General features: G+C 42.6%; 14 protein-coding genes. 5 read left to right on the top strand and 9 right to left on the bottom strand.

Annotation, left to right across the window (positions count from 1 at the left end; genetic code table 11):
* Position 1: 1 nt before the first annotated feature.
* The 4 genes from QNI08_RS05790 to cyoE form a co-directional block, all read right to left on the bottom strand.
* On the bottom strand, positions 2 to 631 hold the full coding sequence (locus QNI08_RS05790; protein WP_285766485.1) for a cytochrome (ubi)quinol oxidase subunit III: 630 nt from the start codon (positions 629 to 631) through the stop codon (positions 2 to 4).
* Positions 631 to 2,502: a cytochrome c oxidase subunit I gene (ctaD, locus tag QNI08_RS05785; RefSeq protein WP_285766484.1), complete on the bottom strand. Its 1,872-nt coding sequence runs from the start codon at positions 2,500 to 2,502 to the stop codon at positions 631 to 633. Before ctaD ends, QNI08_RS05790 begins: the two co-directional genes overlap by 1 nt.
* A gap of 24 nt (positions 2,503 to 2,526) precedes the next feature.
* The gene (coxB, locus tag QNI08_RS05780) at positions 2,527 to 3,609 is read right to left on the bottom strand and encodes a cytochrome c oxidase subunit II (protein WP_285766483.1); all 1,083 of its coding nucleotides are present in this window, start codon (positions 3,607 to 3,609) and stop codon (positions 2,527 to 2,529) included.
* Between the two features lie 258 nt (positions 3,610 to 3,867).
* Positions 3,868 to 4,806 carry a heme o synthase gene (cyoE, locus tag QNI08_RS05775; protein WP_285766482.1) on the bottom strand — a complete coding sequence of 313 codons (939 nt, stop codon included), beginning with the start codon at positions 4,804 to 4,806 and terminating at the stop codon, positions 3,868 to 3,870.
* A gap of 616 nt (positions 4,807 to 5,422) precedes the next feature.
* Here cyoE and QNI08_RS05770 point away from each other — a divergent pair.
* On the top strand, positions 5,423 to 6,409 hold the full coding sequence (locus tag QNI08_RS05770) for a COX15/CtaA family protein (RefSeq protein ID WP_285766481.1): 987 nt from the start codon (positions 5,423 to 5,425) through the stop codon (positions 6,407 to 6,409).
* A gap of 342 nt (positions 6,410 to 6,751) precedes the next feature.
* Here QNI08_RS05770 and pyc read toward each other — a convergent pair whose 3' ends face one another.
* Entirely contained in the window at positions 6,752 to 10,189 is a 3,438-nt protein-coding gene (pyc, locus tag QNI08_RS05765) for a pyruvate carboxylase (RefSeq protein WP_285766480.1), read from the bottom strand.
* 592 nt (positions 10,190 to 10,781) lie between these two features.
* Positions 10,782 to 11,063, bottom strand: coding sequence for an Fpa/YlaN family protein (locus QNI08_RS05760; protein ID WP_285766479.1), 282 nt, complete (start codon positions 11,061 to 11,063; stop codon positions 10,782 to 10,784).
* Positions 11,064 to 11,285: 222 nt separating this feature from the next.
* Between QNI08_RS05760 and QNI08_RS05755 the strand changes: the two genes are divergently transcribed.
* Positions 11,286 to 11,789, top strand: a complete 504-nt coding sequence (locus QNI08_RS05755) for a peptidyl-prolyl cis-trans isomerase (RefSeq protein ID WP_285766478.1) — start codon at positions 11,286 to 11,288, stop codon at positions 11,787 to 11,789.
* 63 nt (positions 11,790 to 11,852) lie between these two features.
* Here QNI08_RS05755 and QNI08_RS05750 read toward each other — a convergent pair whose 3' ends face one another.
* Positions 11,853 to 13,184: a PhoH family protein gene (locus tag QNI08_RS05750; RefSeq protein ID WP_285766477.1), complete on the bottom strand. Its 1,332-nt coding sequence runs from the start codon at positions 13,182 to 13,184 to the stop codon at positions 11,853 to 11,855.
* A gap of 266 nt (positions 13,185 to 13,450) precedes the next feature.
* Between QNI08_RS05750 and QNI08_RS05745 the strand changes: the two genes are divergently transcribed.
* The 3 genes from QNI08_RS05745 (at position 13,451) to QNI08_RS05735 (ending at position 14,828) form a co-directional block, all read left to right on the top strand.
* Complete coding sequence (locus tag QNI08_RS05745; RefSeq protein WP_285766476.1) at positions 13,451 to 14,050, top strand: YhcN/YlaJ family sporulation lipoprotein; 600 nt, start codon at positions 13,451 to 13,453, stop codon at positions 14,048 to 14,050.
* A 156-nt stretch (positions 14,051 to 14,206) separates the two neighbouring features.
* On the top strand, positions 14,207 to 14,407 hold the full coding sequence (locus QNI08_RS05740) for a YlaI family protein (RefSeq protein WP_285766475.1): 201 nt from the start codon (positions 14,207 to 14,209) through the stop codon (positions 14,405 to 14,407).
* Complete coding sequence (locus QNI08_RS05735) at positions 14,397 to 14,828, top strand: hypothetical protein (protein ID WP_285766474.1); 432 nt, start codon at positions 14,397 to 14,399, stop codon at positions 14,826 to 14,828. Before QNI08_RS05740 ends, QNI08_RS05735 begins: the two co-directional genes overlap by 11 nt.
* 38 nt (positions 14,829 to 14,866) lie before the next feature.
* Here QNI08_RS05735 and QNI08_RS05730 read toward each other — a convergent pair whose 3' ends face one another.
* Positions 14,867 to 15,151 (bottom strand): hypothetical protein, encoded by a 285-nt coding sequence (locus tag QNI08_RS05730; protein WP_285766739.1) that lies wholly within the window; start codon positions 15,149 to 15,151, stop codon positions 14,867 to 14,869.
* A 4-nt stretch (positions 15,152 to 15,155) separates the two neighbouring features.
* Entirely contained in the window at positions 15,156 to 15,464 is a 309-nt protein-coding gene (locus QNI08_RS05725) for a YlaH-like family protein (RefSeq protein WP_285766473.1), read from the bottom strand.
* Between the last annotated feature and the right edge of the window lie 2 nt (positions 15,465 to 15,466).

Genomic DNA, 15,466 nt, shown 5'->3' with positions numbered 1-15,466 from the left:
GTTATCCCACCATTCCCATTAAGTAAACGACTGTAAAGATAAACACCCAAACTACATCAATGAAATGCCAATATAGACTCGCAATATAAAACTTAGGGGCATTGTACAAGTTCAGTCCCCTTCTGGCATTACGTACCATTAGGGAGATGAACCACATCAATCCGAACGCAACATGCCCTCCGTGAAATCCGACTAGTGTATAAAAAGCGGATCCGAAAGCACTGCTTGTAAATGTATGATGAAATTTATGAACATAGTGATTGAATTCATAAATCTCAAGCCCCAGGAAGCCGAAGCCAAGCGCGATTGTGATAACAAGCCATGCCTGCATTTGTTTGAAATGGTTATTTTTCATATGGTACATCGCATACACGCTTGTCAATGAACTTGTCAATAATAGCATCGTCGCAACAAATGTCAGTGGCAATTCAAATAAATCTTTTGCCAAGGCCGCTTCACCGTTCGGCACTTTATCCTTTAAGGCAAGGTAAGTGGCAAATAGTGAGGCGAACAAGACTGTCTCTCCGCCAAGAAACAACCAGAAACCCAAATACTTATTTTTCCCTTCCAAAGTTGCTTTCTCGGGAGAAGCAGGCCAAGTGGCATCCGTGAATTTTTCATCTGCGTGCATTATGCCTTACCTCCCTTGTCAGTATCGTCCATCAGGTCTTCTTTATGGATATGGTATCCATGATCATCTTTAATGGAACGGATTAACATCGATCCAAATGTGATCAAAAGCCCGAGAATGATAATGGGCAATGTCCAAGACTTGTCATCCATATGATAAAGGGCGCCGAATGCGGCTACGAATAAACCGAAAGCAATCGTAACGGGCAGGAAGGACGAATTCGGCATATGGATATCCCCTAAGGGTTCTGCAGGGGTCATTTCCTTTTTACCTTCCATCTTTTCAACCCAGTAAGCATCTAAACCGCGAACAAGCGGCAGTTGCTTGAAATTATAAAATGGCGGCGGTGATGGAATGGCCCATTCAAGCGTACGGCCATCTCCCCATGGATCGTTACCGACTTTTTCATTTTTCACGGATGTGATGATGATGTTGATCACCATGACCAAAACGCCAAAGGCCATTAAGAAGGCTCCCACAGTACTGATCATATTACCAGTATTGAGGCCTTGATTATCCATGAACGTGAATACGCGTCGAGGCATCCCCATCAGACCTAGGAAATGCTGAATGAAGAAGGTTAAATGGAAACCAATCAAGAACGTCCAAAATGTGATCTGTCCCAATTTCTCATTTAATATCGTTCCAAACATTTTCGGCCAATAAAAATTGATTCCTGCTAGTAAACCCAATACAACCCCACCGACAATGACATAATGGAAATGGGCAACAACGAAATAGCTATCATGATACTGATAATCCGCCGGCGCTGATGCGAGCATGATGCCTGTCACGCCACCCATTGTGAAAGTAGGGATAAAGGCGACTGCATAAAGCATCGGTACCGTAAACTTGACGCTTCCGCCCCACATTGTAAAGATCCAGTTGAAGATCTTGATTCCTGTTGGTACGGCGATGGCCATGGTAGCCACTGCAAAGATCGCATTTGCGATAGGTCCCAAACCAGTGGTGAACATATGGTGAGCCCAAACCATGAAACCTAAGAAACCGATTAAAACGGTTGCAAATACCATCGAAGAGTAACCGAACAATCTTTTCCTGGAAAATGTAGCAAAAATTTCCGAAAAAATCCCGAACGCAGGTAGAATCAGGATATACACTTCAGGGTGACCGAATATCCAGAATAAATGCTCCCATATGATGGTATTCCCCCCTGCTGCAACATCGAAAAAGTTTGCACCGAACATTCGATCGAACATCATTAGCACCAATCCTACTGTAAGCGGAGGAAAAGCGAACAAAATCAATGCAGAAACGACGAAAGTCGACCAGGTAAACAGCGGCATGCGCATATATGTCATGCCTGGAGCACGCATATTTATGATCGTTACAAGGAAATTGATCCCTGCCATTAGTGTTCCAAAACCTGATATTTGTAATCCGAGGACATAAAAATCCACGCCATGCCCAGCAGAGTGCAGGGATAGCGACGCATATGACGTCCAGCCTGCATCAGGAGCCCCTCCCAAAAACCAGGAAAGGTTCAAAAAGACCCCCCCGAAGAAGAATAACCAGAATCCTAAAGAGTTCAAAAATGGGAACGCGACATCGCGGGCCCCTATCTGTAACGGTACGACCGCATTCATTACAGCGAATACCAAGGGCATCGCCGCCAGGAATATCATGGTTGTACCGTGCATGGTCAAGATTTCATTATAAAAACCGGCACTCACGAAATCATTATTTGGGATTGCCAGCTGGATACGGATAAACATCGCTTCCAAACCGCCGATTACAAAGAATAACCCGCCAGAAATAAGATATAAAATGGCGATTTTCTTATGATCCACCGTCGTCAAATAATCCCATATCGTAGCGCCAAATCCTTTTTTATTAGCGTACGTACTCACGATTTAACCTCCTTAGTCAAACTTCTATTTTTCTTCCACCTTGAGCTGTAAGAGATAAGCTGCAAGCGCATCTATATCTGAATCTGAAAGTTCGCCGTAAGTACCGGTCATCGTGTTGCCCGGTTTATACTTCTCAGGATCTTTGATCCAATTCTTCACATTTGCTTCCGTGTGATCCAAAACCCCGGCAATTTTCTGACGTTCGCCGAAAGTAGCCAGATTGGGAGCCTGTCGGGCAGCTTCAGGTCTGCTATCATTTGGCGTCACTGCATGGCAGCCAATGCAGCTTTTGTTGAACACAGCTACTCCCTGCTTGGCAGCATCACCTGCAACGACAGGCTCTTTTACGGATTTCATATCCTTTGCCCATGCATCAAAGTCGCTTTTTGATTTCGGAACAACCTTAAAATCCATCAAGGCATGGGAAGGACCGCAAAGCTCGGCGCATTTCCCGTAAAATAAGTTGTTCGAATCTTCCGCCTTTTTACTATCGAATTCTAAGTAAAACTTATTGACTCCATCCGTATTCGTATCCATCTTTCCACCGGCAGCCGGTATCCAGAATGAATGCTTTACATCTGAAGCAGTCAGATTGAAATATACTTTTTGATCGGTTGGCACCACCAAATCCTGGCTTGTTACAATGCCCAGGTCTGGATATTCAAACTCCCACCAGTATAAGTTCGCCCTGACATTCACCACAAGTGCATCCTTCGTTTTGCCGTCCTTGCCTTTCTTATCCATCGCTTTTGTATCAGCGAGGTCAAAAGTTGTGACGACGGTCGGTACAGCCAAAACAATTAAAAGAAGAATAGGAATGACAGTCCAGATAATTTCGAGTTTATGACTTCCTTCAATTTGCTTCGGTACTGATTCATCGCCTTTCTTCCGACGGAAGCGCAGTAAAACTACAACGAACAAAACAATCACGACAATAATAACCAAAACCATGATTAGTGTACTCAATATCAGTAAGTCGAACTGAGATTGCGCAACATCGCCAGCTGGCCTCAGTGCGGATAGATATGGTTCGCCGCAGCCCGAAAGGACAAGCCCTACAATACCCAGCAGAGCAAACAGGCGCCATTTGTGCAGCCTTTTTTTCATAGCTTCAGAAACCCCCTCTTTCGTCAAAATTTTCTCACAAAAATAAAAATGGGCGCAATTGCGAATATTCTCTCTATGTCAATTTCTAAAAAGAAAGAATCCCTAGTGTAAGGATTTTTTTAGATGGTTCATGTAACCGCTATTATGAAAGACCGTGGTGAAAAGATATTACTTTAATATGTATGTATGGCGGTTATGCATTATTTATAGGTAAGCTGCAGCCTGCACAATGAACAGGCTGCAGCTTCTTTAATGAAATTAGATGAGTGTGACAATAACCATCGCTACAAATAAAATGGTCATATAATTTAAAGAATAGACAAACATAGATGTGGCCCATTTAACGTCGTCTTTCTTTCTATACCCATTGATTCCCAAAATAAGCCAGCCTGTACTTAATAAAGCGGCCAAGATCACCAATGGAGTTCCTAATGGAATCAGGAAGAAAGGAATGAACATTAAACAGATGATCCATAGCATGATGGATCGTTTGGCTGCCTTGAACCCTTTTACGACCGGTAGCATCGGAACACCGGCTGCACGGTATTCTTCGACCCGCCTCATTGCAAGTGCATAAAAATGGGGCGGCTGCCAGAGGAACATGATTGCAAACAACACCCAAGCGATCATATCCAGGCTCGGATTGACGGCAGCCCAGCCAATAAGCGGAGGCATCGCTCCGGATATGCTGCCAATGATCGTATTCGAAACGAATCTACGTTTGAAGACCATTGTATATAAAACAACATATGCGAAGACGCCGAATGCACCAAGCAAAGCCGTTGTCATATTGGTCAAGGCAAGTAAAATCAACCCTGCAGCAATCAAGCCGAAGCTTAACGCCAAAACCTTTGAAGGCTGGACTTTTCCGGTTACCGTCGGCCGGTTCTTCGTTCTTTCCATTAAATGGTCTATATCCCGGTCATAATAATTATTGAAACTGCACGATCCCGCCATGATGAGCGCGGATCCGGCAAGTGTATAAAATACTACGTCAAGATTAGTTAAAAAGCTTAGGCCCGAAAAATGAAGGGCTAACCATACGCCGGTAAAGGCTGTTATGATATTTGAATTGACAATCCCCACTTTAATAAGAGCGAGAAAGTCCTTCCAAGCTGTTGTTTCCGGTATATCCGATTGAAGGGCGGCTTTACTGTCCTTCATGACAGCTTCTGACAAACCCCTTGTTTCTGACATTTGTTTTCCTCCTTTAAATCATTCAACACAGACGCAAATGCAAAAAAAATACTTGCATATGCTATAGGAACATTATTTCATACTTTTCGACATTTGTAACCAAGGAAGCGTAAAACAAAAAGTAAATTATTTACCAAGTGACTGTAGTCAATGGAATGCATCGAGAGCTATTATTCTTATATCATGTTTCCAAACAGTAAAATTTAGTAAAATCATTTCTCCAATATATTAAAACACATTTTTGGAAGCTTTTGTGAAAAATTTTCGGATATTTTTTGACCAATTTGTGTCTCGATAACTTTCACTGCAGCCGAAAACACTGCCAAATTTTCCTTTAATATCCGAATTGTACGTCCTTATCATCATCCCCTAGGCTCTATCTCTATTTTGCACCTACTTGAAGGTTTACACTCCCTTTATTTCTATCAAAGTCTTATGTAACTTTCAACTATTTGAGGCATTTTAATTGCCGTCATATAATATTATCCGAACTTGTAAAATCATTCTATTTTGTGTAATATCGAGGAAGTTCTACGAATATTTGTGAAATAACATATGCTATTATTAATATTATGAAACAAAATACTTGGCTACAGAGAAAAAGGTGGGGCTACTAGTGAAATCGTCTCTTAAATGGTTTGCTGTTTTAACTACGATTGTAATGCTATTCATCTTACTGGGCGGAGCTCTGGTCACCAAGACGGATTCCGGAATGGGATGCGGCAGGTCCTGGCCATTGTGCAATGGACAACTGATTCCTGATAAAATCACGCTTGAATTGGTCATTGAGCTTTCCCATCGACTCGTTTCAGGTGCAGGAGGTTTCTTGGTATTATTATTATCGTATAGGTCATGGCGGGAAATTGGCCATATTCGTGAAGCGCGATTTTTATCCGTCCTTTCATTTGGCTTCCTGTTATTGCAAGGGTTGATAGGGGCCGCAGCCGTCCTATGGTCGCAATCCGATTTTGTTCTCGCCCTTCATTTTGGCATCTCGCTGATTTCCTTCGCAGCCGTTTTTTTATTGACGCTGCTGATTTTTGAAGTAGACAAGAAGTTCGAAGCTGAAAAACTCATCGTTGATAATCGTATGAAGTTCCATATCATCGGCATATTGATTTTCAGTCTAATCGTCGTATATACGGGCGCCCTTGTAAGGCATACAGAATCCAGCCTCATCTGTAAGGATTGGCCTTTATGTGTTAATGACAGCCCGGCGCTCCCTTCAAACCTATATGAATGGGTGCAAATGGGGCACCGCGCACTTGCAGGCATGATATTCCTTTGGGTATCTTATGTGACGTATATTGCACATAAATATTACAAAAACCAAAAAGTGATTTACGGCGGATGGATCGCGGCATTCATTCTCGTCTTTCTGCAGGTTACTGCAGGTGCATTCATTATTTTCTCAAGGCAGAACCTTTACATCGCATTATCACATGCCTTGTTCATCGCTTGCTTTTTTGGTGTAATGAGCTATTTGATGCTGCTGACTTCCAGAAGCAAAAAAAATGCCATCGCCAAATTGGAAGGGACCTCCGCACACACAGTCAATGGTCAGAATGATCATGAGCTGACGCCAACGCTACCTGTTCGTTAATATCTGATTGTTCAATTAATAATTTACTATAGTGAGAGACAAGCGAAGGAGGGGAATATGAAAGCATTCCCCTCCTTCGCTTATTTTATGGTACTTGGTCTTTAGTGAGTATCCGACCGGGCCAATAGTGATGCGGATTCTAACGATAAAAAAAATGCAGGCACCCTTCACGAGAGTGTCTGCTGCATAAACCACCAATCAATATTAAAAAGATTGGTAATTTCATAGTTAACTTACGTTTGTAGATGACCGTACGTTGTATACGAAGGGGTGTAGGGCAGCTTGAAAGCCCAAGCATACCCATATATACCCCCACCGCCCACAACACCTGAGCAAGCGATATTACTTGGTTATTTCTATCAATAAATCCCCTGTGCTGATCGCTTCTCCATCTTTTACATAGATATCTTTAACCGTTCCAGAGAATGGAGCCTGGACGGTCGTTTCCATTTTCATCGCTTCCGTAATGATCAGGTGATCCCCTTGCTTGACTTGATCGCCTTTTTCTACGACGGCACGAATTACCGTACCTGGCATCGTCGCACCGATTTGTTCTTTATTTTTTGGATCAGCCTTCATTTTTGAAATGACGGACGATTTTATATTCTCATCCTTGATGACCACTTCACGAGATTGGCCGTTCAATTCGAAATACACAACCCGTGTCCCGTCAGCCAATGGTTGGCCAATGGAAACCAATTTAACGATAAGCGTTTTTCCCTTTTCAATTTCGACTTCGATTTCTTCCCCTAACCGCATCCCATATAAGAAAGTCGCGGTATCAAGATTGGAAACATCGCCAAACAGCTCGATGGTTTTATTATAATCTAAGAACACTTTTGGATATAAGGCATATGCCAGCACGTCCTGATCAGTGACAGCTCTTCCCAATTCCTTGAATAGCTCTTCTTTCAGGGCGCCGAAGTCCACTTCTTCCAATAATTCTCCAGGTCTTACCGTTATAGGTTTCTTCCCTTTCAGGATAACTTCCTGAAGCTCCTTCGGAAATCCTCCAGCCGGCTGACCCAAGTAGCCCTCGAATAACTCGATAACCGAATCAGGGAAATCAATCGATTTGCCTTTCGTCAGGACATCTTCTTCCGATAGGTTATTTTGCACCATGAATAAGGCCATGTCCCCTACCACTTTGGAAGATGGTGTAACCTTGACGATATCACCGAACATTGCATTCACACGCTGATACATCTCTTTCACTTCATGCCAGCGTTCTCCAAGTCCCACAGCTTTAGCCTGTTGCTGCAGGTTACTGTACTGGCCTCCGGGCATTTCATGTTTGTAAACTTCTGTATGAGGGGCATTCATGCCGCTTTCGAAATCATGATAGTACTTCCTCACTTCACCCCAGTAATCCCCTAAACGCTCTAGAGCATCCACTTCCAGTTTAGGCTGTCTGCTTGATCCTTCCAGTGCATAATGAAGGGTTTGAACACTTGGCTGTGATGTCAGGCCAGCTAAAGAACCAATTGCCGTATCGACGATATCCACGCCCGCTTCAATCGCTTTTGCATACATGTATATCCCGTTTCCGCTTGTATCATGAGTGTGCAGGTGAATTGGCAGGGATGTCGTTGCCTTCAATTCCGATACAAGGCGGTAGGCAGCATCCGGTTTCAGGAGACCGGCCATGTCCTTGATTGCCAGGATATGGGCACCAGCAAGTTCCAATTCCCTTGCCATGTTTTTATAATATTCGATATTGTATTTACTGCGCGATGGGTCATTCAAGTCGCCGGTATAACAAATCGCCGCTTCCGCAATTTTACCTGATTCACGGACGGCATCTATCGCCACTTCCATACCTTTGACCCAATTTAAGCTATCGAAAATCCGGAAAACATCGATCCCTGCATCCGCGGATTTTTCCACGAATTCACGAATGACATTATCAGGGTAGTTCTTATAACCGACTGCATTCGAAGCCCTCAATAGCATCTGCAAAAGGACATTCGGCGCTTTTTTCCTGAAGCTTAACAGTCTGTCCCATGGATCTTCTTTCAGGAATCGATAAGCTACATCGAATGTTGCCCCGCCCCACATTTCCATTGAAAACAATTCAGGCAGTAGTTTGGATGTAGGCTCCGCGATATCAAGGATGTCTTTGGACCTGACTCTCGTCGCCAGCAAGGATTGATGCGCATCCCGGAACGTCGTATCAGTAATCAATACCTCATTTTGCTCTTTAATCCAGTTAACGAGGCCATCTGCGCCTTTTTGTTCAAGGATGTTTTTTGTACCCGAAATCAGCGGCAAACCGGCAACATTGGGAATCGGTGCTGGATCGAAAACCGGCTTTTTCTTTTTCTCAACGCCCGGGAAACCATTTACGGTCACATTTCCGATATACGAAAGCATTTTTGTCCCGCGGTCTTTCCTGACCGGAAAGCTGAACAGCTCCGGAGTCGAATCAATGAAGGATGTATCGTATTCGCCAGTCATGAATTTTTCATGTTTTACAACATTTTCAAGGAAGGGAATATTCGTTTTAATTCCGCGGATCCTGAACTCCTTAAGATTACGAATCATTTTAGAGGCTGCTTGCTCGAATGAAAGCGCATGTGTCGAAAGTTTAACAAGAAGGGAATCGTAATAAGGTGTGATCACCGCTCCCTGGAATCCATTCCCGGCATCCAGACGGACCCCAAAGCCCCCACCTGAACGGTATACCATCATTTTCCCGGTATCGGGCATGAAGTTATTCAAGGGGTCCTCGGTCGTTACCCGTGATTGGATGGCATATCCATGCGTTTTTATCCCTGCTTGTTCGGGAATCCCGATCTTTTTGCCATGAAGGTCATGTCCCTCGGCAATCATGATTTGCGATTGGACGATATCTATACCGGTAATCATTTCCGTGATCGTATGTTCAACCTGAACCCTTGGATTCACCTCAATGAAATAAAATTCTCCATTGGCGACAAGGAATTCGACCGTGCCGGCATTCACATAATCAACATTTTTCGCCAATTTGACAGCTGCATCGCAAATTCGCTCCCTTAATTCATCGGAAAGGGAAACAGAAGGTGCCACTTCGACAACTTTTTGATGCCGCCTTTGAACCGAACAGTCACGTTCATACAAATGGACGATATTCCCATGCGTATCAGCGAGGATTTGGACCTCGATGTGCTTTGGATTCTGGATGAATCTCTCTACATAAACTTCATCATTTCCAAAGGCTGCCTTCGCTTCTGATTTTGCGCGATCATATGCTTCTTCCACTTCTTCGATCTTCCCGACAATCCGCATGCCGCGTCCGCCGCCGCCCAAAGATGCTTTTATTATAATCGGAAAACCGTATTGTTCGCCAAATGTCTTGACTTCTTCAACACTGGTCACTGGTCCGTCACTGCCAGGAATGACCGGTATATCTGCCAGCTCCGCCTGTGTTCTGGCTTTAACTTTGTCACCAAACATATCAAGATGTCTCGATTCGGGTCCAATGAAGATGATGCCCTCTTCTTCACAGCGTTTAGCAAACTGGATGTTTTCCGACAGGAAACCATAGCCAGGATGGATCGCGTCCACTCCGCTCATTTTGGCGATTGCAATGATGCCTTCAATATCCAAGTATGCATCGATTGGTTTTTTGCCTTCCCCGACCAGATATGCTTCATCCGCTTTATAGCGATGATATGAACCGTAATCTTCCTTTGAATAGATTGCAACTGTATGAATATCCAATTCCGTACATGCCCTGAAAATCCGAATCGCAATTTCTCCACGATTTGCCGCTAGTACCTTTTCTATACGTTTACCCATTGCTACCACCCTAATCAATATGTATTTTTATAGAATATATAGAAAAAAAGCGTGATGGATACAGCGCTTTTTATTCACAAAGTTATTCCCTCTATGTGGGGGAGAACGATCAGATAATGCCTATATAATCGTCATTGTAATTATTTCGATATATTTTTAGATTTTATTTTCACGTATCTTATCACAAATGATAAATAACCCCTAGCATTTAGTAACAGAATATTAAGCTATTATAATATATTATCTTTAATAAGCAGTTGGAATGAGAATCAATTAATATAACCATAATACTAAAATAAACTGAATACAATAAAAAAATAAAAAATTATGTATATTCGCATATAAAAACAAGGAATTAGGCGTGATTTTTTTCCTGGTCAAATATCGCAAGAGCTGCCATTCGAAAATTTTATAGCACACGAATGCTTAGATATAATTTCTCACGGCCGTAAAAAAAAGCCCCATATGAGCTTTAAACGCACCAATTAGTATGTCACTATTAAATATAGTATAACACTATGGACTATTGTTGTATACAAATAAAAAACTCAAACAATCATCGAGATTTGTTTGAGTTAGTATGTTTTATCTATTATTTTTTCAATGATGCTTCATGTAAAGCTGACAATTCCTGTTCAAGTGTTTCCAAAAGGGATTTACCCTCCGTATCCTCTATTAAGCCCAATCGTACGGCAAAATCGATTTCCCGTGATAGACCGAACATTTGAGTATCCAGTACCTCTTCATATAAAGGACATTGAGGCATAGTGAGATTCTCCATTTGAACTTTTATCAGTTTTAGAATCTTGTCAGCATCTGCTTTTAATAAAGCATAAGCTTTTTCTCGATGATTGACAAGCATATCAGATGCCATGTTAAATCCCCCCGCTCAGAGCGATTATATCTTATCTTTAAATTCTACCTTTAGTTTTGTGAAAAAGCAAGGACATTGACAAACAATTTCCTGCTGGATTGCCACAATCACATCTGCGTCAGCTATGGGCAGCCGTCGATCTTAACCGACATCCTTGATGATGTGACATTTCATTTATAATTGATTATAATTACTTAAGTGCAACAGAAAGGAATGAGATATTTGGAACCCATCGTGTTTATTAATGGAAAGGTGAAATATCCTATTACGCTAGATCCCGGTGTCTGGATTTTTGATGACCGTAAAATTGAAATCGATACATACTTCCACGCTGAAAGAGAAGAAACCAATGAATTGGAAGAGTATACGATCGCTGCTTCCAAGCATTGGCAAAAAGAAATACAAGAAGGAGCAACCATGCCTCCTACATTGAAAACGGAACGAAAATTCGAGAAGCAAAGATTGATGGAAGGGACTTTCGGCATCCCCTTCGAGCCTTTTTTAAAAAATGCCGAACCTAAAAACGGGGTAACGGAAGTCATCGTTACAACCGCTGATAAAGAACTTACATTCCCGCTTGAAGCGGCCCTGCAATTTTTCCTTGGTTTTTCCAAGAATGGAAAACCGCTTAAAGTAGCCGAGGGCGGTCCTTTGGAGATTTATTTTGGAGATGCGACAAACCTCGATGATCCAATCAAGAATGTACGGTCCTTCACCTTAAGATAGGGAATATAGAGATTTAAATATTTAAAAGGAATCGGCAAGGGGTATTCCCGCTTGCCGATTCCCTTATAATAACGTAGCGGCGAGTTGGGCTAATCCGGACCTTTCTCCTTTTATCAATTTTACATGTCCCGCAATGCGCTCCGTCTTGAATTTTTCCACCACATAGGTCAAGCCATTGTTATATTCATCTAAATAAGGATGATCTATTTGCTCTGGATCCCCCATCAACACAATTTTGCTTCTTTCCCCTACCCTCGTCAATATTGTCTTAACCTCATGCTTCGTTAAATTTTGCGCTTCGTCGATAATGATGAATTGATCCGGAATGCTTCTCCCCCTTATATACGTCAGGGCCTCGACTTCAATCGAACTCATGCCTGCTAAAATGGCATCCAATTCACCGGGTTTTTTCGTGTTGAACAAATACTGCAGATTATCAAAAATGGGCTGCATCCAAGGCCGGAGCTTCTCTTCTTTTTCCCCAGGCAGATATCCAATATCTTTGCCGACAGGCACAATAGGCCTGGCAACCAAAAGTTTCTTATATTGGGATAAATCTTCCGTCTGCATCAGGCCCGTTGCCAATGCCAATAATGTCTTCCCTGTCCCCGCCTTCCCGATCAGCGTCACCAGCTGTATATCGGACCGAAGCAACAAATCAAGGGCCATTGTCTGCTGCACGTTCCTTGGCTTGATTCCCCAAATATGCTCTCCTTCATAGACCAATTTCTTTACGAACCTGGCGTTCTCATCGACTATGCCGATCGCGGAAGCCGAACTCCCTAGCGTGTCCCTCATTAGCAGGAACTGGTTGGGATAATACGAATCTTTTGTTAGTTCCTGAAGCGGCAGAAAACTTTTCTCGTAAAACTTATTCAGATTGTCGATCGATACGAACACTTCTTTATGCCCAGCATATATATGGTCCAATTCAACGACGCGATCATTCAAGAAATCCTCTGCCTCAAGCCCGATCGCATCTGCTTTCACCCTTACAAGGGTATCTTTGCTTACAAGGATGACGGTTTTACCATCTTCTTTCGTTTCCTCTTCCAATGATAAGTTTTTGGCAACGGCCAATATTCTGTTATCGTTCGTCTTCTCCACAAAGATTTCTTGAAGCTCATGGAATGAACGGTGATTGAGTTCAATTCTTAAACTCCCTCCATTATGAAGCGGGATGCTAAGATGAAGCTTCCCTTTTTCGCGGAAGCTATCGATCAGCTTTGAAACTTGTCTGGCATTCCTCCCGATTTCATCCATATACCTTTTTTTCGAATCCAATTCCTCCAAGACGACTGCAGGAATGACCACTTCATTATCTTCAAATGAGTAAATCGAATACGGATCCTGCAATAGGACATTCGTATCTAGAACATAGATTTTTTTTCCCAATATGACGCCTCCTGCCTGCTCTTTAGGATATGCCTTACCATTAACTACACTCAGCAGTTATGTAGCGGACGAGACTGTTGATAAAATATATGTTCCTTTGCATAAAGATAGAAGAACAATTACAGACTATAAAGAAAACTTCCTGTAAAGATACCTTCACCTGAGATGGAACATGACATTGCCTGCTGAATTTCATGCTTAAATGCATCAGAAATAGTCGGTGTGGACAGGCTGTAACTAATGAAATACATTAAGGGGGCCATACTTTGCAAAAGATTATATTATCACTCACTGCCATGCTATTGATGGCGGGCTGTTCAATGAATAATAACGATCAAGCATCGGAAGATCATGAAAAAAACCATATAACGAAAGTCAATAACTCGACCATCCAGGAGGCGGACAGAGATACCGGGCAGCAAACGGCCAAAAGACTTACCGGTTTGGCCAAAGCCATTCCTGAGGTGAATGATGCCACTGCAGTCGTTCTTGGCAAGTATGCAATTGTAGGGATAGATATTGACCAGGATATTGAACGTTCCCAGGTAGGGTCGATTAAATATTCGGTCGGTGAAACGTTAAAGCATGACCCTGAGGGTGCAAGTGCCATCATCGTCGCTGATCCGGATTTAAACGAACGAATCCGGGAAGTGGCGAAGGATATAAAAAATGGGAAACCTGTAAGAGGGATCCTAAATGAACTGGCTGACATCACAAGCCGGGTCATGCCTGAGGTTCCGGGTGATATATTGAAACCGACCCCCTCCAAAACGATTGATAGGGAAAAGAACAAGCTTGATGATAATCAGGAAAGAGAAGAGCTGAATAAGGAGCAAAATGATCAATCCAACCACCATATGGAATAGTTCCCCCTGGCCCGAAGTGCTACTTCGGGTTTTTGCTTATGGCTGTACTCAAAAAACCTTTCAAGTTCATGTCACCGCTGCACTTTATCCTCGTTTTACCATTAAAATATTGGTATACTTAAGAGCATATTCAAATTGAAGTGAGGTTCAAATAATATGAAGGTTAAATGTGTAATATGCGATAAAATTGAATCGATTCCTGACGATAGTCCAGAAGCAAAGAAGCTCCGTAACCGACCTATACATACCTATATGTGCAATGCTTGCAATCAACGCATAGAAGAACGTACGAATGAACGGATAGCAACGGGAAACTTCAGGCTTTACCGAACGATCAAAACAGAAGATGAGTGGTAAAGGTAAAGGCATTTATAAAACCATGGTGATTGGTATCATCAATGGGATCATGCTTGGATTGGCAATGAAGTTGGTGGAAATGTTTTTTGGAATGAAAGTATACACGCTTTTATTGGAGGTGGACTTCCTTCCCGTAATCGGGTCGTTTCCCTGGGGCGAGAAAACACTGTTCTTATTCCATTTGCTTCTCTCGATAGCGATTACTTACAGTTACGCTCATATTATCATTCCGTTTAAAGACTTCAGGGGCCGGAATGAATACGTACTTGCATTCCTGACGATCACGCCAGCGGTTCTCCTATACTTTCCATTATCGGCATGGTCCAAGGCGGGGACTCCCCTTCCTTCTGATATTAGCGCCTTCAGTGTATGGGCCTGCCTGCACCTGTTTTATGCACTTTCCCTCCCAAAAGCCATATAAAAAGAACCGTACGAGTTTTCGCACGGTTCTTTTTATCATTACTTGATATTTTTATACTTTTCTGGTTCCAGTTGAATTTGATCTAACATGATATCAATCAATTCGATCGGGAAACGTTGCTTTTTTGTTTCTTCATCCAAGGTATACTCGACGAAGTAAAAAGGCTCTGCACGTGAAACCGAATCAATGACCACTCGATGATCATCTTTCAACAACTGCTTGAAAAACGATTCAGTATCCCTGGCCGCGGTATCCTCGGGCCTTGCATCACAGACAACTTTGATCGTCAGCCAATTGTATAAAGCATCCTGTAATGATTTCATCATCTTATGCCCGTTCTTCCTTCCTCGAGTTGCGAAGGCGGATCCTATATATCCCCAGAACAAATGCTGCGATGACTAATGCTTCCCCCATTGGAAGAAACACAGCAAAGAAAGAAAGAAGGGTACATCCAAGTGCCATTACTGCATATATGACCACATTTTTTAGCAAAGGTAACTTTTTGGCAAATCCTAACTGATAGACAAGGATGCATAATCCAAAGACCGTTAAATATAAATACCACATTCCCGCTTCAGGGTTTTCGTCCACTTTGTACAATGCTGCAAAAAATGATAAGCGCTCTTGGATATCCAATC

Source organism: Peribacillus folii (genome assembly GCF_030271255.1).
In the GTDB taxonomy this organism is placed as follows: domain Bacteria; phylum Bacillota; class Bacilli; order Bacillales; family DSM-1321; genus Peribacillus.
Note: the sequence above shows the minus strand (reverse complement) of the source record. Positions and strands in the feature narration are given on the sequence as shown.

Bases quoted from the DNA above. Each gene is read 5' to 3' on its own strand.
- QNI08_RS05790 (WP_285766485.1), bottom strand. From the start codon at position 631: ATGCACGCAGATGAAAAATTCACGGATGCCACTTGGCCTGCTTCTCCC.
- coxB (WP_285766483.1), bottom strand. From the start codon at position 3,609: ATGAAAAAAAGGCTGCACAAATGGCGCCTGTTTGCTCTGCTGGGTATT.
- cyoE (WP_285766482.1), bottom strand. From the start codon at position 4,806: ATGTCAGAAACAAGGGGTTTGTCAGAAGCTGTCATGAAGGACAGTAAA.
- pyc (WP_285766480.1), bottom strand. From the start codon at position 10,189: ATGGGTAAACGTATAGAAAAGGTACTAGCGGCAAATCGTGGAGAAATT.
- QNI08_RS05760 (WP_285766479.1), bottom strand. From the start codon at position 11,063: ATGGCATCTGATATGCTTGTCAATCATCGAGAAAAAGCTTATGCTTTA.
- QNI08_RS05740 (WP_285766475.1), top strand. From the start codon at position 14,207: ATGAAGGTTAAATGTGTAATATGCGATAAAATTGAATCGATTCCTGAC.
- QNI08_RS05735 (WP_285766474.1), top strand. From the start codon at position 14,397: ATGAGTGGTAAAGGTAAAGGCATTTATAAAACCATGGTGATTGGTATC.
- QNI08_RS05730 (WP_285766739.1), bottom strand. From the start codon at position 15,151: ATGAAATCATTACAGGATGCTTTATACAATTGGCTGACGATCAAAGTT.